The sequence below is a fragment of the Brucella sp. NBRC 12950 genome (assembly GCF_030268145.1).
Lineage (GTDB): Bacteria > Pseudomonadota > Alphaproteobacteria > Rhizobiales > Rhizobiaceae > Brucella.
Map to the genome: position 1 here is coordinate 60,460 of NZ_BSQC01000005.1, position 21,073 is coordinate 81,532.

Consider the following 21,073-nt stretch of genomic DNA (forward strand, 5'->3'; position numbering starts at 1 on the left):
CCTCAGGCTACTTCGCCGATAATGTCGGCATAGCCATTTTCTTCAAGGTGGTTTGCGAGGGTCTTGTCGCCCGACTTGATGACCTGTCCCTTGTAAAGAACATGGACGCTATCAGGTACAATGTAATCGAGCAGACGCTGATAGTGAGTAATCACGATCACAGCGCGGTCTGGCGAACGCAGAGCATTCACGCCATCCGAAACGATCTTCAGCGCATCGATGTCGAGACCGGAGTCGGTTTCGTCGAGAACGCAGAGGCTTGGTTCGAGAAGCTGCATCTGAAGAATTTCAGCACGCTTCTTTTCGCCGCCCGAGAAGCCAACATTGAGCGGACGCTTCAGCATGTCCATGTCGATGTTAAGGCCGCCAGCGGCTTCCTTCACGCGCTTGATGAATTCAGGAATCTTCAGTTCCGCTTCGCCACGCGCCTTGCGCTGGCTGTTCATCGCAACCTTCAGGAACTCCATCGTGGCAACGCCTGGAATTTCCATCGGATACTGGAACGCAAGGAAGATGCCCTTGGCAGCGCGTTCAGCCGGATCGAGCTCGAGGATCGACTCGCCGTTGTAAAGAATGTCGCCTTCGGTCACTTCATAATCATCGCGACCTGCAAGAATGTAGGACAGTGTCGACTTGCCCGAGCCGTTCGGGCCCATGATGGCGGCAACTTCGCCCTTGTTCACAGTGAGGTTCAGACCACGGATGATTTCTGTATCCGTGTCAGCGATCTTTGCATGAAGGTTCTTGATCTCAAGCATGGGTATAAACCTTGTCTCTCAGCGCAGACTCACGAAGAGCTGCTTATGCCAGTTAAAGGGCTGGCCAGAAAATCGGATGTTTTAAGGCAGTAAAGCGCGCCGGATTAACCGACGCTGCCTTCAAGCGAAATGCCAATGAGCTTCTGCGCCTCGACGGCGAATTCCATTGGCAGTTCCTGAATAACTTCCTTCACAAAACCATTGACGATGAGGGCGATTGCCTCCTCTTCCGGAATGCCGCGCTGCATAACGTAGAACAGCTGGTCTTCGGAAATCTTGGAGGTGGTTGCCTCGTGCTCAAACTGTGCCGTGGCGTTCTTTGCCTCGATATATGGCACGGTATGCGCACCGCAATCGTTGCCGATCAGGAGCGAGTCGCACTGGGTGAAGTTGCGGGCATTTTCAGCCTTACGATGGGCTGAAACCTGACCGCGATAGGTATTGTTGGAATTGCCTGCCGAAATACCCTTGGAGATGATGCGGCTCGACGTGTTTTTGCCGAGGTGGATCATCTTGGTGCCGCTGTCGATCTGCTGATAGCCGTTGGAAACGGCAATCGAGTAGAATTCGCCACGCGAATTGTCACCGCGCAGAATGCAGGAAGGGTATTTCCACGTTACAGCGGAGCCGGTTTCAACCTGCGTCCACGAAATCTTGGAATTATCGCCACGGCAATCGCCACGCTTGGTAACGAAGTTATAGATGCCGCCCTTACCGCTGCTATCGCCCGGATACCAGTTCTGAACAGTCGAATACTTGATCTCGGCATTATCAAGCGCGATCAGTTCAACGACTGCTGCGTGGAGCTGGTTTTCGTCGCGCTGTGGTGCGGTGCAGCCTTCGAGATAGGAGACGTAAGCGCCTTCTTCCGCAATGATCAGCGTGCGCTCGAACTGGCCCGTATTCTTCTCATTGATACGGAAATAGGTCGAAAGCTCCATCGGGCAGCGAACGCCCTTTGGTACATAGACGAACGAACCATCTGTGAAGACAGCCGAGTTCAGCGTCGCATAATAATTGTCCGAAACCGGAACAACCGAAGCGAGATACTTCTGAACCAGTTCAGGATGCTCGCGAATGGCTTCCGAAATCGAGCAGAAGATCACGCCCGCTTTGGCAAGCTCTGCCTTAAAGGTCGTGACAACGGAAACACTGTCGAACACAGCATCAACAGCCACGCGGCCCGATGCATAAACGTTGTCCGATGGATTGCCGTCGATTTCGCTTGGATCGCCCTGCTTGCGCACGCCAGCGAGGATTTCCTGCTCACGCAGGGGAATACCAAGCTTTTCATATGTGCGAAGCAATTCCGGATCGACTTCATCCAGCGATTTCGGGCCTGTCTGATTCTTTGGGGCTGCGTAATAATACGCATCCTGGAAATCGATCTTTGGATAATCCACGCGCGCCCATGATGGCTCTTCCATGGTGAGCCAGCGTTCATAGGCCTTCAGACGCCACTCAAGCATCCATTCCGGCTCTTCTTTTTTAGCGGAAATGAAGCGAATGATATCTTCATTAAGACCCTTTGGGGCCTTCTCGGATTCGATCGTTGTTTCGAAGCCGTACTTATACTGGTCCACGTCCAAGCCGCGAACCTGATCAATGGTCTCCTGCACTGCAGGCATTGGCGTTCTCCATCCTCGTCGAATTCAAGGTTCGACAGTTGCAAACGTCAGGGCGATGATAGTCGCTATCCTCGCCACAATATAGTGTGCGTGACGCTTCTTTAAAACCTCTCTAAACTAAATTTCAAGCCCGGCTTTAAATTTGCTGGTAAAATTCAAGAATAATTTACGAGGTTAGGCCCGATTAGGCGTTTAACTGGCCTTTGAGCGCTCGTGACGGGCAACGATTTTGCGCAAAACGTCAAGAAACTGATCAACAGATTCTATTGGAGCGTTTGGTTCGAGCGAAACACGGATCGCGCCCGGCCCTTCCTCAAGGCCCATTGCAGCCAGCACATGACTTGGTCCGACCTTTCCCGAAGAACAGGCTGATCCTGCCGACAGAGCTATTCCGCCAAGGTCAAATGCGATTTGAACGGTTTCAGCTTTTTGTCCATCCAGCGAGAAGAAGGTCGTGTTCGGGAGACGATCAACGGATTTACCGTGGATCGTGGCACTTGGTGCAATCTCCATGAGACCGGTTTCAAGCCGGTCACGCGCTTCGAAAGACCAGCCATTGCCATTCAGTCGGGTGGCTGCAACATCCGCAGCCGCACCAAAGCCTGCAATCAATGGAAGCGCTTCTGTGCCTGCGCGATGTCCCTTTTCCTGACCGCCACCCCGGACCAGCGCCTTCGGCATCATGAGATCGGAGATTGCGATCACGGCACCAACACCCTTCGGACCACCGATCTTATGTGAAGAGATTATGAGATAATCGCCACAACCCTCTTTAATATCGATCTTAATACGTCCAGCTGCCTGTACCGCATCGACAACGAAGATACCGCCTGACGTTTTGACGAGTGCTGCGATCTCGCGAATGGGCTGAATTACTCCGGTTTCATTATTGGCGGCCTGCACAGCAACCAGCGGCAAGCCCGCGCTCTTGTCGTGCGCTTTCAGCGCTTGTTCAAGCGCATCCAGACGAAGGATACCATTTTCATCGACCGGAAGAACCGTGATGTTGTCTGGAGCAAATTGTCCGCCCGCCAACATACAGGGGTGCTCAGTTGCACTTACGTAAAGATGCGACAGACGCACCGGCGAACGCCCCATCATATAGATCGGCGTCAACAAGGTGGATGCGGCTTCGGTGGCGCCAGATGTGAAAAAGACATGCTCTGGCTTGGCATTCACGAGTGCTGCCACACTACGGCGAGCCGATTCGACCAGCGCGCGGGCAGCCCTGCCCTCGCGATGCACGGATGAAGGGTTGCCGGTTATGCCTAATGCCTCGATGACTGCATTGCGCGCTTCATCAAGCAAAGGCGCACTGGCATTATAGTCCAGATAGAGCCTCTTGCCGGTTCCGATCACCGATACTATCTCCTAAGCGACACCATAAAGTGGCCAGAAGCGCAATTTTCTTGAATTTTCAATCAGGAAAAGCCTATTAAGCCACATTAGGTACTGAACTACGGTCCAGTCTAACGAAATTTCAAATCGGTTCTAGAAGCGGCGCACCCCCACGTCAAGTTCGCCACCCTGAAGCCGATCTTCCGATCACCAGCGGAGTACACATGCCAGAAGTCATTTTCAACGGCCCTGCCGGACGCCTTGAAGGCCGCTATCAGCCTTCACGGGAAAAGAATGCGCCTATAGCCCTTATCCTGCATCCGCACCCGCAGTTCGGTGGAACGATGAACAACAAGATCGTCTATGATCTGTTCTACATGTTCCAACAGCGCGGTTTTACAACGCTTCGCTTCAACTTCCGTGGCATTGGCCGCAGTCAAGGCGAGTTCGACCACGGCGCAGGTGAATTGTCGGATGCGGCAAGCGCGCTCGACTGGGTGCAGGCTCTGCATCCGGATTCGAAGAATTGCTGGGTCGCCGGTTATTCGTTTGGTTCGTGGATCGGTATGCAGCTTCTCATGCGCCGTCCGGAAATCGAAGGCTTTATCTCGGTTGCGCCGCAGCCGAACACCTATGACTTTGCGTTCCTCGCGCCCTGCCCATCTTCGGGCCTGATCATTCATGGCGATCAGGATAAGGTTGCACCACCAAAGGATGTTCAGGGGCTCGTTGATAAGCTCAAGACGCAGAAGGGTATCACCATTACCCAGAACACCATTCCGGGTGCGAACCACTTCTTCACCGGCATGGGCGATCAGCTGATCGACGAATGCTCGGAATATCTGGAGCGCCGTCTTGCTGGCGAACTGGTTGAAGTCCGCCAGAAGCGTCTGCGCTAAAAGCCTTAAAAGGCTGATCCTACTGAAGCCCGGTGAGAATATTCACCGGGCTTTTATTTTGGCGGAAGTGCAAGAACACCGCCGGAAACAGGCTTATCGCAGCCCGTTGTCGTCGGATAGGTGAGCGGCAACCCACGCATTGAGCGCACAGCCAGATAGGCCCATGCTTCCGCTTCCATGGCATCGCCATCAAAACCCGCATTATCAGCATCCAAAACGCGTGCGCCTTCACGCTCTGCAAGCGCACTCAGTTCAGCCATGATCGCTGCATTCTTACGTCCGCCGCCACTGACGACATAGGTTCGAGGCTTCGACGGCAGATGCGAAGCCGACCGCAGAATGGCGGCCGCACTGACATAAGCAAGCGTGCGTGCGCCTGTTGCCAAGTTCGCTTCATCTTTCGCAGGAACGACAAAATCACCCCGATCCAAAGAACGACGATGATTCCCTTTGAAAAACTCGTGATCGAGATATTTCAAAGCCAAGGTCTCATCCACAGTGCCACTCATCGCCGTGATGCCGCCTGGATCAAAGCTTCCCTGTTCATGCAGCTCCATCCACTGATCGATCAGCATATTGCCCGGCCCACTGTCATAGGCCATCAGCGCACCGCCCTCGCCAACATAGGTCAGGTTGGATATGCCGCCGATATTGACGAAGACCACCGGCCCATCGAGGCCAAACGGAAGATTGGCCGCTAAAGCTGCGTGATAGGCCGGAATCAGAGGGGCACCCTCGCCGCCGTGCCGCATATCTTCGGCACGCATGTCATAGACGACGGGAATGCCCGTCTCTTCAGCCAGCAGCTGTCCACCGCCTATCTGAACAGTCAGCGCCTCACGTGGACGATGCAGCACGGTTTGACCATGGAAACCGATCACATCGATCTCATCAGGCCTTAACGAATGCGCGTATAGGAAATCCTGAATCGCTATCGCATGAAGAAGGGTCTGGTCGTGTTCAAGCTGTTTAAGAACACCGGGGCGTTCACTGCGTTTGTTGATACTGCGTGCATCAACCAGCGCTGCCTTCAAGCGCCCACGAAACCCTTCCGAATAAGACACAGCACTGGAAGGTCCACGCTCGACCCAATTTTCGCCATCAGTGGTCAGAAGCGCAATATCGATACCATCCATCGAAGTACCGCTCATCAGTCCTATTGCGCGTTTCAAATCGGCCATACCGGACTTTCCTTGTTATTCCCGCTTGAATGATGCTAAAGGCAAAATATCATAAGGCGGTAAGCACTTGATTACTGTTGTTTCCATTCTCGCCTAATCAGTCAGGAAAAGGGCATGTCCGGTTTTAAATCCGATTTTCTTCGCACACTTTCCGAGCGCGGCTTTATTCATCAGATTTCCGATGAAAGCGGCCTCGACGAATTGTTGGCCAAGGAAACCGTGACGGCCTATATTGGCTTCGATCCTACAGCGCCGAGTCTCCACGTTGGCAGTCTGATCCAGATCATGATGCTGCACTGGTTCCAGCAGACCGGCCACAAGGCCATAGCCCTTATGGGCGGCGGTACAGGCATGGTTGGCGATCCATCCTTTAAGGATGAAGCACGCAAGCTGATGACTGAAGACACGATTGCCGAGAATATTGCTGGCATCAAACGCGTTTTCGCAAATTACCTGACCTTCGGTGACGGTCCAAACGACGCCATGATGGTCAACAATGCCGACTGGTTGCGCAACATCAACTACCTCGAATTCCTGCGCGATGTCGGCCGTCATTTCTCGGTCAACCGCATGTTGTCGTTTGATTCGGTAAAGACACGTCTTGATCGCGAGCAGTCGCTGTCGTTCCTCGAATTCAACTACATGATCCTTCAGGCCTACGACTTCGTAGAACTGAACAAGCGTCATGGCATTCGCCTGCAGATGGGCGGTTCGGATCAATGGGGCAATATCATCAACGGTATTGACCTCGGCCACCGCATGGGCACACCACAGCTTTACGCTCTGACCTCTCCTTTGCTCACCACGGCTTCCGGCCAGAAGATGGGTAAGTCGCTGGGTGGTGCGATCTGGCTTAACGCCGATATGCTCAGCGCCTACGATTTCTGGCAATACTGGCGCAATACGGAAGATGCGGACGTAGAACGCTTCCTGAAGCTCTACACGACGCTGCCTATGGATGAGATTGCAAAGCTTGCAGCACTGGGTGGTTCGGAAATCAACGAAGCAAAGAAGATCCTTGCAACCGAGATTACCGCAATCCTGCATGGCCGTACCGCTGCCGAAGAAGCTGCGGAAGCCGCACGCAAGACCTTTGAAGACGGTGAACTGTCGGAAAATCTTCCAACGGTTGGCGTCCACAAAGCAACGCTAAATGACGGTATTGGTGTGTTGGCGCTCATGGTTCTTGCAGAACTCTGCGCAACCAACGGCGAAGCACGTCGTCACATCGAAGGTGGCGCAGTTCGTATCAATGACGAGCCTGTTACCGATCCGCGCCTGACGATCAACGCTTCCGCTCTCAACGAACAGGGCGTTATCAAGGTATCGCTCGGCAAGAAGCGTCACGTTCTGATCCGCCCAGCGTAAGGGCTTATCGCATAACGATAAAAGCCGGGCTAAGCCCGGCTTTTTTAATGCTCAGATTTGGTCTCTTTTAGAGCATTTCCTGTTTTGATTGAGTCATTGGAAATGCTCTATACATTTGTCTTTACGCGCATCTTGTTCCGAAAACCGCTTAGCACTTTTCGGGATGCGCTCTAGAACTCGAAGATCGAGCGGAAAATGCCCGGCGCGATAATCGAGATCGGATTGACCATTACCTGTGGCTGTTTAGCGCTGCCTTCAAGCTTGAAGGTAATGCCGAGAAGTCCGCGATCACGGCCATTGCCAAGCAGCGCGCCGAAGATTGGAACCTCACCAAAAATACGATTCACGCCATAAGCGGGCATGAATGTGCCTGTGATCGACATATTGCCACGTTGATCATAAAGCGTGCCTTGGAAGGTCGTCCCTACAGATGGGCCACGTACCACGCCCTTGGAAAGCTTGAGATAACCCTCACCCTTTTCGATCAGAGAGAACCCACGTTCAACATCAACCCGTGAGACGTCGATATCCCGCTTAACTGCCTGATTGAGGCTGGTGCCACCGCTTGAAGGAGAGCTGGAAACGATCTTGGCCAATCGCGGCTCATTGATAATCGCGAAATTACGCGCATCAATCTGGCCGCTCAATGGTCCATTCCCCTGACCGGCAAGACCAACGGTAATTTTTCCGCCGCGCATTTTGTCATAAAAATCGAAAAAGCGCAGAACTGCACCGGCATCATTGGATTGCAGCGAGACCGAACGGGCATCACCCTGATCGTTGTTTGTCGCAACGAAAGCTGCACCGGATGAAGTAACGGCATTCACGGAAACGCCGGAAATCTTGTTGCCTGCATTCTCATAAGAAACAGCCACGTTACGAAGCTTTTCATCATTGAACCCGCTCACTTCATCAACCTGGGCGCTGACGACAATGCGTGGGCTTTTTCCCCCCGAACTTTCGCTCTTCTTCTGGATATCAGATATCTGTTTGATGATTGAACGAGCATCGAACTGTGAGCCGCGAACGGTCACACGATAGCCGCCGGAGCTTTTGGTGGCTTTTACACTCATTCGGTCCGAACGCGTCAGTCGAATTTCGCTGAAGTCAGCCGACTGGAAATCGCCGCCCAATATCGAAAGATTGCCCTTCGCGCCGAATGCATCGCCTGTCAGAACCAAATTGCGGATATCAAGCTTGCCGTCAGTGCCGCTGGCTTTTACCAGATCGAATGTCGCCTTAGCCGGAACGCCGCTACCTTTGCGCCAACCAAGCCAAGGCAAGCTTATTTGTGTCTTGTCCAAATCCGCAGAAACGCGTCTTTGGCCGTTATTCTCCATACCGAGATCAACGGATATCGGGCCAGAGAAGAGATCTTTTAATCCGGGCAAAAGCTTGTCCCGAGAGCTATCATCGAGCTCAAGCTTAATCTTCTGCTCGCGCTTGACGGGGCCAGAACGATCCACCGGCTCAGTCATCGATATCTTGGCAGGGACGCCATCAAGCTTTGCATCTGCCGTTATGAGCGCAGCAGATTGATCAACTTTGATGCTGCCCGTCGCATCGCTCACATTGGATCCGCCAACGGGCTTGGCAATCGCAAGGTCGGTGAAACCTATATCGGCATTCCATGTCAATGTTCCAGGAGGAGCGCCCTTGGAAACAGCAAACCCGACTTTCACCTTTGCCTTGACATCGCCGGTCACATCTTCTGGCACAAACGGCACGCTTTTCAGCACATCAATCGGCTTTTTGCCTGCAATCTCAGCAATTGCCGCTGCATCCCCAGATACCAACAGATCAAGATCAGCAATAACCGGGCGCTGTGGTCCCCATGGGATAATCAGCGTGCCGTCCGAAACGGATGCCTTGCGATTATCCGGTGTGTAGGCAACACCCTTTTCCAGCTTGATCGTCGTATGCGCACCGCGCACTGAGATGTTCCCCGTAACATCGCGAACGGGCGGCAACTCACCGATCACATCAAAGCGCGTATCCGACACATTGAAGTCTGCTTTGATCTCTTCGCCGGTCAATGGAGGCGGTAAGCCTGGACCGTTAAAACGTCCACCCGCCAGAGAAATATCAATGCGGCTGTCTTTCAGAATGCCGCCGTAGAGGTTCTTCAGTACCCATTCGCGCGCGCCGTCAGCGACATCAATCGGCCAGAGATGTTTTGCGTCCGCTACAGGCATTTCTGGAATGCGCAGCATGAAAATCATCTCGGGCGAACCATTGCCGAAGGCCATGCTGCCCTGCCCGTAAAGTTCCCCTGTTTCAGTCTTAACATCCAGATTGGAGAACTGCAGTCGTTGCTGATTGGCAAGAAACCGACCCGCAATTTTAACACCAAACGGCAATTCAGGATCGCTCGATTCGGCTGGCATACTGGTGGCTGAACTTGTCACGACTTCAAAACGATAGCTCGGACCACCCGCATTGTTTTCAGAATCAGGGTCTGGTCCAAACGCTCCGTTAAACGACGCGTTCATTCCGCCAAGCTGGATTCGGGACGGCTTGATTTCAAGTTTGCCACTCCCAACAGAATGCTCAATGCGGAGAGCCGCTTTACCGAGCACATCATTCACGCGACCAATTTCCATCTCGATGCCATCAACGGCGAGATCGGCGGTTACGCGTTCTGGATTCTCACCATTCGCTGCCTTGCCTGACAGGGCGAGGCTCGCCTTACCCTGCAAATCGAAATGAGCTGGATTAACCCGATTTCCATCAATTATTGGCGCCACTTCTTCGGGCGAACCAAGGTCAATCGGCAGGTTGCTGACCTTGATCTGGAAAGCGTCAAGATCATTTTCCTGCCCTTTGCGATCAATATTCCCATCAATTGCTATGGTTTTATTTTGCCAGACAACACTGCCTTCGATTGAAATCTTGCCATTGTTTTCGACCAGTCGAAGCTTCTTAACTTCAACACTTTGCTGCGTGTCGCCTGTCTTAAATCGGATTGTTGTATTCAGAAGGCCAATTGCCTGAGTATTCTGATCCCTCAGCAATTCGAGATTGCGGCGCATTGTCGAGAACAACTCGTTTGAAACCGCATCAAAATCTATATAGCCGTTGTTGTCGTAAGGCAGGGACTTCCAGAAACCTGCGCCCTTCTGCTCAGGCAGGTCGAAACTCGCACCGTCGATTTCAAGCTCTGCAACGCGGACCTTGCCCGTCAACAGCGGCAGTGGGGCCAGTCCCAATCTTACCGATCTGATATCTTTGATTTCCAGCCCCTGCTTTGGCTCAGAAATCGACACGCCCCGCGCTTCAAGTGCAACCAGACTGTTTTGGTCAAGCGACAAACCCGCACTCGCAATGGAAGCCGATGCTTCTTCACCGAGAATTCCGCTAAGGCTCTTTTGCGCTTCGTCGCGCAAGAGATCGCTGTTTACGCCGCCACGTAAAATGACAAATCCTGCGCCACCGATGAGGACGAGCACGATGCACAAAGAAAGAAAAGCGTGAGAACACCAGGTGACAAACGAGCGCCGAGGCCGCGTTAGTCCAAGCGCAGCACAATCCTCGCCTTCAGCTGCGAGGCGTTCGATTCTTTTCATCTCCCGCTTTGTAAAGCGGATCTGGCGCGGTTTATCTGTCAATATTCCAGCCGAACTACATATTTCCGCAAATGGAAGACCTCACGAGACGGTTTATAAGAGCTAAATAACTTTCTGTTTTTATTTCACTTCCTCATCGCATCCGAAACATTCTTGATCGAATCCGATGAATTATCAACACCCGTCAAAGGTCTCTGCAAGCTGCACTTGAACGGTTGCATGAGCTTACCCTGAATGCGATAGATTTGAGTGTAACAGGCAGTTTCCCCGTTTATCCATAAAAGAAAGGCCTAGATATGGCTCGTCCCCAAGTTGGAGATCTGGCACCGGATTTTTCATTGCCATCCGATAATGGTGCAATCTCGTTGTCTTCACTTAAAGGCGGACCAGTCGTCGTTTATTTCTATCCGAAAGACGACACATCCGGCTGCACCAAAGAGGCGATTGCGTTTTCGCAGCTAAAGCCTGAATTCGACAAAATCGGCGCTCGCATCATTGGCCTGTCGCCCGACAGCGCGGAAAAACATGCCAAATTTCGCAAAAAGCATGACCTGACGGTCGAGCTTGCAGCAGATGAAGACCGAACCGCTTTGGAAGCCTACGGTGTTTGGGTAGAAAAGAGCATGTATGGCCGTAAATACATGGGCGTTGAACGCGCCACTTTTCTTATTGATGCAGATGGCCGCGTCGCCCACGTCTGGGAAAAAGTAAAAGTCGCAGGTCACGCTGAAGCCGTTCTTGAGGCAGCGCGCGCACTCTGAAAAGCAAAGGTTTGAACCGTCTCTGCGCGGGGAATGCCATCAGAGCAATTTCCGCGAGTGACCTCAAGCCGCCGTTCAATGAACTGGCGCACGCATTTATCGCAACTTGTCACCTGTTTCGATCTAACCACAAAAGCTTCGGATAAGCTTTGTTAACCATGATAGAATTTGGTTGATTCGAAAGCATGGAAAGCAAAGCAATCGGCATGTTCGGAATTCGATCTAAAGTCCTTGGATTTGGCGCTGTTACGGTCGCCCTTTGCTTTGGCGTTGGTATCTATCTCAATACTGATGGTGGCAATTCGGATAAACCGCAGAACAGCAAGCTCGCGTTGCTGTTAAAAGGTTCTTCGGCGATGCAGCCGTTGCCAGAAATGCCATCTGAGCCCATGCCGAATATTTCTGCGCAGCAAGAGCTGCTTATTCCCGATAATGCGCCAAATGTTCAGGGCATTGATCCCATTATCACTGGTCCGCGGGCCTATAAGCCAAGAGCTGAGATCAAGCGCACGGCGTCAAAAGATTCCTGACGCTTAGTAAGGGCCGCAAATTTCTCCGGCATAATCTGACATGCATATGCAAAAAACCCGGCACAAGGCCGGGTTTTCTATTTAGCGTTATCGGGAAGCGATCAATCAATATCTTCGATTGCTTCGCCACCGCCCTGAATGCGATGTGCGAGGGCTGCTTCCATGAACGGTGTGACCGCGCCATCAAGCACTTCTTGCGGGTTTGTGCTTTCAACGCCCGTACGAAGGTCTTTAACGAGCTGATACGGCTGAAGCACGTAAGAGCGGATCTGATGCCCCCAACCGATATCGGTTTTGGTGGCGTTGGCTGCGTCAGTTGCTTCTTCGCGCTTCTTGAGTTCTTCCTCGTAAAGACGCGCACGCAACATCGACCAAGCCTTTTCGCGGTTCTTGTGCTGCGAACGTTCGGCCTGACACTGCACCACGATACCCGACGCAATGTGCGTAATACGCACGGCCGAGTCAGTCGTATTGACGTGCTGACCACCGGCACCCGATGCACGGTAGGTATCGATACGGACATCCGCTTCCGTTACCTGCACATCGATGTTGTCATCAATGACCGGATAAACCCAGATACTCGCAAACGAAGTGTGACGACGGGCATTCGAATCGTAAGGCGAAATACGAACCAGACGGTGCACGCCGGATTCCGTCTTCGCCATACCGTATGAATTATGGCCCTTGATCAGGATCGTTGCAGACTTGATGCCTGCTTCTTCCCCGTAATGCACTTCCATCACTTCAACTTTACGTCCGCTGCGTTCGGCCCAGCGTGTGTACATGCGCAGAAGCATCGACGCCCAATCCTGACTTTCCGTGCCGCCTGCGCCAGCATGGACTTCAAGATAGGTGTCGTTGGCATCCGCTTCACCTGAAAGCAGCATATCGATCTGTCGGCTGTCGACTTCCTTCTTCAGATCGCGAATGGTGTTTTCAGCATCCGCGATAATCGACTTGTCATCTTCTTCTTCGCCCATGGCGATGAGTTCGATACTGTCGTTAAGCGTCTGCTTCAGGCCGTTAATGCCGTTGATGCTGTCTTCCAGTTGCTGCCGCTCACGCATCAGCTTCTGGGCTTCCTGTGCATCATTCCAAAGGGTCGGATCTTCAGCTCTCTGATTCAGATAGCCCAGACGTTTGATTGCCTGATCCCAGTCAAAGATGCCTCCTCAGCAGGCTTATGGCCTGCTGGATTTCGTCAACCAGCGTCTCGATTTCCGCGCGCATGGGCAAATCGTTCCTTCAATAATTCAGTCGTGGATGGAGAGAACAGACGCTCGAAGCGAGCCGCTTTGTTCTGAAGCGCATCCCACCAAAGCGATGCGCTCTGCCTCAACGCAGAATGGCTAAAGTTAAAACCATTCAAGCGCCGCGGACCATAATTAGCACGCGGCGCAGTGTAAAGAGGCTGACGTCAGTAAAGTCCGCCTGAACCCGAATTGATAGCGCGGGTTGCCTGTGGCGACTGCGGCTGAACCGGTGATCCTTCGCGGAACTGATCCATACCAATGACCGAATAGGTATCAGACGGTCCCGTCCCAGGCTTGAAGGCTTCCATGATCAGGTTCGGATCGCCCTTATTCGTGCGCATACCGGTTTTACGGTTGATCGCAATCAGCGTCATGCCTTCAGGGACACGGAAATCAACCTTCGGCGTTCCAGCCAGAGCCTGCCCCATAAACTCCTTGAAGACCGGAGCAGCGAGACCGCCACCAGTACCCCCGCGACCAAGCGGAGTTGGCGTGTCATAACCCATGAATACACCGACAACCAGGTCAGGCGTGAAGCCGACAAACCAGGCGTCTTTTTCGTCGTTGGTCGTACCGGTCTTACCGGCAAGTGGACGATCAAGGCTCTTAAGAAGCTGAGCAGTACCGCGCTGAACGACACCTTCCATCATGGATGTGATCTGGTAAGCGGTCATCGGATCAAGCACCTGATCGCGATTATCGATCAGAGTTGGCTCTTCCTGATTGGACCATTGCTGGGCATTGCAGCCTTCGCACTGGCGTCCATCGTGCTTAAACACCGTCTTGCCGTAGCGATCCTGAATACGGTCAATCATCGAAGGTGTGATGCTCTGTCCGCCATTTGCGATCACAGAATAGGCCGTAACCATCCGCAGAACCGTTGTTTCACCAGCGCCGAGCGACATCGACAGAACCGGCAACATCTTGTCGTAAACACCGAAGCGTTCTGCATATTCTGCAACCGTCTTCATGCCCATGTCCTGCGCGAGGCGCACGGTCATGACGTTACGCGACTGTTCAATACCGTAGCGGAGCGTCGAGGGGCCGGAGAACTTACCGGAGTAGTTTTTCGGAGCCCACACACCGAGTGCGCCACCCTGATTAACTTCCAACGGACCATCCAGCACAACGGAAGCCGGGGTATAACCATTGTCGAGTGCAGCAGCATAGACGAACGGCTTGAACGATGAGCCTGGCTGGCGATAGGCCTGTGTCGCGCGGTTGAATTCAGATTCACCAAATGAGAATCCGCCAACCATCGACAGCACACGACCGGTATGAGGGTCCATCGCGACAAGCGCGCCCTGTAGCTTTGGCGGCTGTTGCAGACGGAAACGCGAACCGCCGTCACCGACCTTGGATACATAGATAATATCGCCAGTGTTCAACACACCTTCCGGCGACTTGGCGCTGCTGCGCTTGCCACCGATATTGGTGACCCGCATTGCCCATTTCATGTCATCAGCCGCAATAAAGGCACGTGTGCGCTCTTTGCTGCGGGAACCAGAACCTTCGACTTCAGGCTGAAGCCCGATATCAGCGCCTGCAGCGGATACATTGAGTACAACTGCGAGCTGCCATTCAGGCACATCGGGATACGCCTGCAAATCACCGAAGGCAGAAGCCCAGTCGCTACCAAGCTCGGCGTGCTTTACAGGGCCGCGCCAGCCGCGTGCTTCGTCGTAACGGAGCAGAGCTGCCTGCAGCGCCTTGCGCGCTTCGACCTGCATGGTTGGGTTAAGAGTTGTACGAACCGAAAGACCACCCTCATAAAGGGCATCGACGCCATATTTCTGGATGATCTGGCGGCGCACTTCTTCACTAAAGTATTCCGAAGCAAACAGATAATGGGTAGCAGTACGGGTCTTTACGCCGAGCGGTTCTTTCTTCGCTTCATCCGCTTCCTGCATCGTGATGTAGCCGTTTTCGGCCATACGATCGATAACCCAGTTGCGGCGTTCGATCGCGCGATCTGGGTAGCGGAACGGATGATAGTTGTTTGGACCTTTTGGCAGTGCGGCGAGATACGCACTATCAGCAATGCTCAACTCACCAACAGACTTGTCGAAATAAGTGAGTGCAGCGCTGGCGATGCCGTAGGAACCGAGACCGAAAAAGATTTCATTGAGATAGAGCTCAAGAATACGGTCTTTGGAATAGGCCTGCTCAATGCGCATCGCAAGAATCGCTTCTTTGATCTTGCGGTCATAGGTCTGGTTAGAGCTTAGAAGGAAGTTCTTTGCGACCTGCTGCGTGATGGTCGATGCGCCAACCGGGCGACGGCCAGAACCCATGTTCTTAACATTCGTCAGCACTGCCCGCGCGAGACCACCAAAATCGAGACCATGGTGTTCGTAGAATGTTTTGTCTTCAGCAGAAATGAAAGCAGCTTTGACACGATTTGGCACGGCCTGAATCGGCAAATACATGCGGCGTTCACGCGCAAATTCCGACATCAGACTACCGTCAGATGCATGAACACGCGTCATGACAGGAGGCTCGTACTTTGCGAGCACTTCGTAATCAGGCAGTTCCTTTGTGACGCTACCGATATAGACGGCAACGCCGCCAGCAACCAAAAGTGCCAGAACCGTACCAATTCCGAAGAAATATCCGATAAGCCTTACCATAAATCCGGGATCCTGCCTTCAGATCATTCGCATATATTTAGGGGCAATCAAAACGAGCACCCGTCGACCTATGCCGCATTGGCAACAAGCTGGTTTAGTGACCATCAAATGCGTCAAAGGCAAGATCGTTTCTATGTTTTTACCAATTTAACGCATGCAAATGCCGGGCAGCGACAAAAATCCAAGAAACTGTTGCAACCATGCATCTTATCAGCAGGGATGAACATGAGCCCCCACTAAACATTACATAATTCTAGCCTTTTGACAAAGTGTCCGGATGTTTTTGGATTTCGAACGCTTTTACCGCCCGGGCAATACGGTCAGCCAATTTGCGACGCCACTCAGGATTACTGATTAGTTTTTCGTCTTCAGCATTGGAGAGGTATCCGATTTCGATAAGCACTGATGGCACATCAGGCGCACGCAGAACCTGAAAACCGGCAAAGCGATGCGGATTATTGATGAGGTTTACCTCACCCTGCAGGGAACTGATGACCTTCTCGGCAAAGCTCAACGAAAATGTATGTGTTTCCCGGCGAGTCAGATCAAGCAAAATATCGGCAACTTCCGGGAGTTCTTCTGGAACGGCGCCCGCAACGCTATCCGACTTATTTTCACGTTCAGCCATGGCTCGCGCAACGGAGTCAGAGGCTTTGTCGGAAATTGTATATACCGTCGCCCCGCGTATATCGCCCTGATTGATCGTATCTGCATGGATGGAAATGAAAAGATCAGCCTCGTACTGGCGAGCCAGTCGCACGCGCTCTGAGAGACGCAGGAATGTGTCGTCATCTCGCGTCATCATGACTTTGATATTCTTCTCCTTACCCAGCCGATCGCGCAGCTCCTGACCAAAGGCAAGTGTCAGATCTTTTTCTTTAATACCACTCAGGCTTTCAGCACCGCTATCGATACCACCATGGCCGGGATCTAACATCACGATGAATGGCCGCGCCCCGCCGGATTCAGATGCAAGTGCCTTAGCAGCCGTTGCGGACTTACGCTCAGTTGAGCCAGTAACCTCATGCTGCGACTTGAGCCTTTCAGAAAACTCGCGATCAGAGGACGCAATGATATCCGCGACAAGCCGATAACCCGACGTTGTTTCGTTTTGGATCACCTGAACGTTTTCGACGTTGAATGGTCCACGCAAGGTGAGAATAAGACGTGACCGGCTTTTTCCAACCAGGCCATAGCGCACGCGCGATACAATTCCCCTCGCCTCCAGGCTTTTTTCATCAAAGCCGAAACGCGTTTCTGGAAGATCAAAGACCAGGCGATGCGGATTGTCGAGCAGCAACGTCGAAACTTCGGGCTTACGATCAAACATCACAACGACCCGCATTCGCAGATCGTCCCCCGCCATACGATATGTAAGAGCAGAAAGTGGCGCTTCGTCAGCAGCAACGGCCGAACCGACATGGAAAATAGCGGCGAAAACCATCGCCAGAAGCGCGAGCGTGCTTCGAACTGCCGAAATTTTGTTTGCTGCGTTTTTAAAGCTCAGACAATGCATCCGTAATCGCGATCCAGATATTATCGAATAATCTCAAATCCTGACATTTCAGCCAAGACCTATGATTGCGCGCACTTCATAAATCTACCCGTACAAAATTATAGTTAATGAACACTTTTCCGCTCGCATCTGATGGCTCTATTGGATTGAATTTGACGCTTGAATCCCGACTGAATGAGATGCTGTTTCAAACGTCAAATGCGAAAAATCCAGTAGATGCTTAAAGTTACTAGTGATCTTTGCGATTCCGACATTTGCTCGGCGCCTGTATCAGAGGGACGCAAATGTCGAAATCAGACCACTAGCAGGGCATTTTGAGCCCTATAATCATCTTTCGGCAAAATTACGATGAAGGTGTCAACTGATATTCGTACTTGTCATAGTTCAATTGACGCCATAAAAGCTTAGTTAGGTTATGGAGCAGCTGCCAGAATCGTTTGCCGGTTCTCAATTTGAACCGTTACTAAAAGCAGCGAAAACAGTGGCATATACGTTTGTTGCTCCAATAGCCCGCACAGAATTCAACGGAATACGGCTCCCCTGCCGCCTCCGTTTTTTAATCGGCCGACTGCGTACTGATACGCGCTGTCGCCAGTGCTCTGAAAAGAGCAAAGAGGTCGGCCCGGCTTTTTCGGGTCATATATGAGGTCGTTTCGTTCGGAACAGCTATGGGTCAAGCAAGACTGACCATCGCAAGCCTGAAGACCGTGATCGCCATGAGGCCATCGCGCGCAAGGACAGCAGCTTTTATTCCGACGAACCCATTATCATCCGGCAGACGCATCCCAGCCAGGACGACAGCCTTCAGGGTTTCGTCCGGCGCACGCGGCTTGCGTCTTAGCGCCGGCAGGAAAGACAATAATGTCCAACAAAATGCTTATAGATGCCTCCCACCCGGAGGAGACGCGCGTTATCGTAACGCGTGGGAACAAGATTGAAGAATTCGACTTCGAGTCGGAACATAAGAAGCAGCTGAAGGGTAATATCTATCTCGCACGCGTTACCCGCGTCGAACCATCTCTTCAGGCTGCGTTCGTGGAATATGGCGGCAATCGCCACGGCTTCCTCGCATTCTCTGAAATTCATCCGGATTATTACCAGATCCCGGTTGCTGATCGTCTGGCCCTGCTCGAAGCGGAAGCAAAAGCTGCGCGCGCAGAAGATGAAGACGAAGAGCCGAAGGCAAAGAACGACCGTTCGCGCCGTCATCGCCGTCGCGGACGTCGTGATGGCCAGAACGGTGATTCGCATTCAGGCGGTTCGAACAGCGGCTTGCCTGCAGCGGAACCTGTCGGACCGGCTTTTGAAAATTACGTTCCTGGCACTCCTGCCATCGTATTGATGAAGCAAGCTGGACATGTCATTTCCGAAGCAATCGACACCGACAATGGTGACGATGATGACGACAATGATGTTGAGAACGAAGAAGACATCGTTGAATCGGTAGGCTCGGAAGATGCGATGGAAGAACTTCCTTCGCATGGCCGCACCAGCCGTCGTCAGTACAATATTCAGGAAGTCATCAAGCGCCGCCAGATCATTCTGGTTCAGGTCGTTAAGGAAGAGCGCGGCAATAAGGGCGCAGCTCTCACCACGTATCTGTCGCTAGCTGGCCGTTACTCGGTTCTGATGCCAAACACCGCGCGCGGTGGCGGCATTTCGCGCAAGATCACCAATCCGCAGGATCGCAAGCGCCTGAAGGAAATCGTCAAGGAACTCGAAGTGCCGCAGGGCATGGGCGTGATCCTTCGTACCGCTGGGGCAAACCGCACCAAGGCGGAAGTTAAGCGCGACTACGAATATCTGATGCGCATGTGGGAAAATGTCCGCACGCTGACATTGCAGTCGACAGCGCCTTCCCTCGTCTATGAAGAAGGCAGCCTGATCAAGCGCTCGATCCGCGATCTTTATAACAAAGACATCACCGAGATTCTCGTATCAGGTGAAACCGGTTATCGCGAAGCGAAGGACTTCATGCGTATGCTCATGCCGAGCCACGCCAAGGTCGTTCAGCCTTACCGCGAACAGGTGCCAGTCTTCACGCGCTATGGTCTGGAAGCACAGCTTGATCGTATGCTTCTGCCACAGGTAACGCTGAAATCCGGCGGTTATCTCATCATCAACCAGACCGAAGCTCTGGTTGCAATCGACGTGAACTCCGGGCGTTCGACCCGTGAGCATTCGATTGAAGACACTGCACTGCAGACAAATCTGGAAGCAGCTGAAGAAGTTGCGCGCCAGCTGCGTCTGCGCGACCTTGCAGGTCTTATCGTCGTTGACTTCATCGACATGGAAGAAAAGCGCAACAATCGCGCTGTCGAAAAGAAGATGAAGGATTGCCTGAAGGACGACCGTGCCCGCATTCAGGTCGGCCGTATCTCGCATTTCGGCCTTCTGGAAATGTCGCGTCAGCGTATTCGCGCATCCGTTCTCGAAAGCACGATGCAGGTTTGCCAGCATTGCGGCGGCACCGGTCATATCCGTTCCGACTCGTCCATGGCGCTCCATATCATCCGTGGCATCGAAGACTATCTGCTGCGTCATTCGGGCTACGACATTGTCGTTCGCACGCCTGCAGCGTCGGCTCTCTATGTCCTCAATCACAAGCGCCAGCTGCTTGCTGATCTGGAAGGCCGTTTCGGCGCCAATATCAGCATCGATGCCGATGAAAGCGTCGGACATCAGCATTTTGTCATCGACAAGGGTGCGCCTTCGACACGTCCAGTAACCATCCAGCCTGTACAGCCGATGATTTACGAAGACGATATCGAAGATCCTGAGATTCCACTTGAGGACGACGACGCCGAAGAAGAAATCAAGGCAGAAGCCCCTGCTCGCGAAGAAAGCAGCGAAGAAGGCGATCGCAAGCGCCGTCGTCGCCGTCGCCGTCGTGGTGGTCGTGATCGCGACAATCGCGAACAGACTGAGCAGGTTGAAGCAGGCTCTGACGATTCAGACGAAGACGATGAAGAAGACAACGCATCTTCGAGCAATGCCTCGCAGAGCGATGAAGATCGTCGCAAGAAGCGTCGTCGTGGTCGTCGTGGCGGTCGCAAGAACCGTCGTGAAGACGATATTCAGTTCAACAAAGTACCTGATCCTGAGTTCGTCGGTTACACGCCTGTCATTCCTGCGAAGGTAGAAAAACAGCCTGTTGATGTGGTTGTTGCTGAGGCCGTTGCGGTTGAAACCGTCACTGTTGAAGCGACTGAAGCTGCTCCGGCTGCTGAAACAGTTGCAGACGAAAAGCCTGCGAAGCCAGCGCGCAAGCCACGCGGTCGTAAGACTGCAAAGAGCGAAGAAGCGGCGAATGACGATGTCGTCGTTGCAGAGCCAGCAGAAGAACCTGCGAAGCCTGCTCGCAAGACACGTTCGCGCAAGAAGGCTGCTGAGGAAGAAGTTGCAGCTCCTGCTGAAGAAGCAGAAGCCGCAAAGCCTAAGCGTCGTACACGCAAGACTGCTGTAAAGCCGGAAGTTGAGGAAGTTGCGGTGGAACCAGAGGTAGCCCCTGTTGCAGAAGCGCAGAAGGTTACCGAGCCTGTCGTCACCTCCAGCGATACGGAAGAGCAGAAGCCGAAGCGCGGCGGCTGGTGGCAGAAGAAGGGCTTCTTCTAAGCCCTGCTCACTTCTGATGTAGAATATAAG

General features: G+C 52.8%; 14 protein-coding genes. 5 read left to right on the top strand and 9 right to left on the bottom strand.

The genetic code is table 11. The features are described 5' to 3' along the window. Positions 1 to 2: 2 nt before the first annotated feature. From sufC to QSJ70_RS09825, 3 genes are all read right to left on the bottom strand, one after another. The gene (gene sufC, locus QSJ70_RS09815) at positions 3 to 758 is read right to left on the bottom strand and encodes a Fe-S cluster assembly ATPase SufC (protein ID WP_007874788.1); all 756 of its coding nucleotides are present in this window, start codon (positions 756 to 758) and stop codon (positions 3 to 5) included. Positions 759 to 862: 104 nt separating this feature from the next. After that, entirely contained in the window at positions 863 to 2,386 is a 1,524-nt protein-coding gene (sufB, locus tag QSJ70_RS09820; RefSeq protein ID WP_007874786.1) for a Fe-S cluster assembly protein SufB, read from the bottom strand. 192 nt (positions 2,387 to 2,578) lie between these two features. After that, positions 2,579 to 3,745, bottom strand: coding sequence for a cysteine desulfurase family protein (locus tag QSJ70_RS09825; RefSeq protein ID WP_285536062.1), 1,167 nt, complete (start codon positions 3,743 to 3,745; stop codon positions 2,579 to 2,581). Positions 3,746 to 3,948: 203 nt separating this feature from the next. Here QSJ70_RS09825 and QSJ70_RS09830 point away from each other — a divergent pair, with 203 nt between their 5' ends. Beyond that, a complete protein-coding gene (locus tag QSJ70_RS09830) occupies positions 3,949 to 4,623 on the top strand; it encodes an alpha/beta hydrolase (protein ID WP_007874783.1) in 675 nt (224 codons plus the stop codon). A gap of 53 nt (positions 4,624 to 4,676) precedes the next feature. Here the strand turns inward: QSJ70_RS09830 and QSJ70_RS09835 are convergent, their stop codons facing one another. Beyond that, on the bottom strand, positions 4,677 to 5,804 hold the full coding sequence (locus QSJ70_RS09835) for an anhydro-N-acetylmuramic acid kinase (RefSeq protein ID WP_285536064.1): 1,128 nt from the start codon (positions 5,802 to 5,804) through the stop codon (positions 4,677 to 4,679). Between the two features lie 114 nt (positions 5,805 to 5,918). Here QSJ70_RS09835 and tyrS point away from each other — a divergent pair, with 114 nt between their 5' ends. Then, positions 5,919 to 7,172 carry a tyrosine--tRNA ligase gene (gene tyrS / locus QSJ70_RS09840; RefSeq protein ID WP_285536066.1) on the top strand — a complete coding sequence of 418 codons (1,254 nt, stop codon included), beginning with the start codon at positions 5,919 to 5,921 and terminating at the stop codon, positions 7,170 to 7,172. Positions 7,173 to 7,342: 170 nt separating this feature from the next. On the opposite strand, the gene QSJ70_RS09845 is transcribed toward tyrS, so the two are convergent. Beyond that, positions 7,343 to 10,738 carry an AsmA family protein gene (locus QSJ70_RS09845; protein ID WP_112805161.1) on the bottom strand — a complete coding sequence of 1,132 codons (3,396 nt, stop codon included), beginning with the start codon at positions 10,736 to 10,738 and terminating at the stop codon, positions 7,343 to 7,345. 296 nt (positions 10,739 to 11,034) lie between these two features. Between QSJ70_RS09845 and QSJ70_RS09850 the strand changes: the two genes are divergently transcribed. Together QSJ70_RS09850 and QSJ70_RS09855 are read left to right on the top strand one after the other, a co-directional pair. Then, positions 11,035 to 11,499, top strand: coding sequence for a peroxiredoxin (locus QSJ70_RS09850; protein ID WP_064320529.1), 465 nt, complete (start codon positions 11,035 to 11,037; stop codon positions 11,497 to 11,499). Between the two features lie 185 nt (positions 11,500 to 11,684). Then, on the top strand, positions 11,685 to 12,029 hold the full coding sequence (locus tag QSJ70_RS09855; RefSeq protein ID WP_285536070.1) for a hypothetical protein: 345 nt from the start codon (positions 11,685 to 11,687) through the stop codon (positions 12,027 to 12,029). Between the two features lie 101 nt (positions 12,030 to 12,130). On the opposite strand, the gene prfB is transcribed toward QSJ70_RS09855, so the two are convergent. The 4 genes from prfB to QSJ70_RS09875 all read right to left on the bottom strand — a co-directional run bounded on the left by prfB (position 12,131) and on the right by QSJ70_RS09875 (position 18,287). After that, positions 12,131 to 13,259 (bottom strand): peptide chain release factor 2 gene (gene prfB, locus QSJ70_RS09860; protein ID WP_105518438.1). Its coding sequence is split into 2 segments (ribosomal slippage): positions 12,131 to 13,189 and positions 13,191 to 13,259, totalling 1,128 coding nucleotides; the frame shifts between segments, so codons are not numbered across the junction. A gap of 187 nt (positions 13,260 to 13,446) precedes the next feature. Continuing rightward, positions 13,447 to 15,912: a penicillin-binding protein 1A gene (locus QSJ70_RS09865; RefSeq protein WP_064320527.1), complete on the bottom strand. Its 2,466-nt coding sequence runs from the start codon at positions 15,910 to 15,912 to the stop codon at positions 13,447 to 13,449. 253 nt (positions 15,913 to 16,165) lie between these two features. Next, positions 16,166 to 17,356, bottom strand: coding sequence for an N-acetylmuramoyl-L-alanine amidase (locus QSJ70_RS09870; protein ID WP_113485305.1), 1,191 nt, complete (start codon positions 17,354 to 17,356; stop codon positions 16,166 to 16,168). Between the two features lie 745 nt (positions 17,357 to 18,101). Next, positions 18,102 to 18,287: a hypothetical protein gene (locus QSJ70_RS09875; protein WP_007874769.1), complete on the bottom strand. Its 186-nt coding sequence runs from the start codon at positions 18,285 to 18,287 to the stop codon at positions 18,102 to 18,104. Positions 18,288 to 18,289: 2 nt separating this feature from the next. On the opposite strand from QSJ70_RS09875, the gene QSJ70_RS09880 reads away from it, so the two are divergent. Further along, a complete protein-coding gene (locus QSJ70_RS09880; protein WP_113498755.1) occupies positions 18,290 to 21,043 on the top strand; it encodes an Rne/Rng family ribonuclease in 2,754 nt (917 codons plus the stop codon). Positions 21,044 to 21,073 lie beyond the last annotated feature (30 nt).

Coding starts and splice junctions, on each gene's coding strand:
- QSJ70_RS09835 (WP_285536064.1), bottom strand. CDS start 5,804: ATGGCCGATTTGAAACGCGCAATAGGACTGATGAGCGGTACTTCGATG.
- QSJ70_RS09870 (WP_113485305.1), bottom strand. CDS start 17,356: ATGGTTTTCGCCGCTATTTTCCATGTCGGTTCGGCCGTTGCTGCTGAC.
- tyrS (WP_285536066.1), top strand. CDS start 5,919: ATGTCCGGTTTTAAATCCGATTTTCTTCGCACACTTTCCGAGCGCGGC.
- sufC (WP_007874788.1), bottom strand. CDS start 758: ATGCTTGAGATCAAGAACCTTCATGCAAAGATCGCTGACACGGATACA.
- QSJ70_RS09855 (WP_285536070.1), top strand. CDS start 11,685: ATGGAAAGCAAAGCAATCGGCATGTTCGGAATTCGATCTAAAGTCCTT.
- sufB (WP_007874786.1), bottom strand. CDS start 2,386: ATGCCTGCAGTGCAGGAGACCATTGATCAGGTTCGCGGCTTGGACGTG.
- QSJ70_RS09880 (WP_113498755.1), top strand. CDS start 18,290: ATGTCCAACAAAATGCTTATAGATGCCTCCCACCCGGAGGAGACGCGC.
- QSJ70_RS09850 (WP_064320529.1), top strand. CDS start 11,035: ATGGCTCGTCCCCAAGTTGGAGATCTGGCACCGGATTTTTCATTGCCA.
- QSJ70_RS09865 (WP_064320527.1), bottom strand. CDS start 15,912: ATGGTAAGGCTTATCGGATATTTCTTCGGAATTGGTACGGTTCTGGCA.
- QSJ70_RS09845 (WP_112805161.1), bottom strand. CDS start 10,738: ATGAAAAGAATCGAACGCCTCGCAGCTGAAGGCGAGGATTGTGCTGCG.
- QSJ70_RS09830 (WP_007874783.1), top strand. CDS start 3,949: ATGCCAGAAGTCATTTTCAACGGCCCTGCCGGACGCCTTGAAGGCCGC.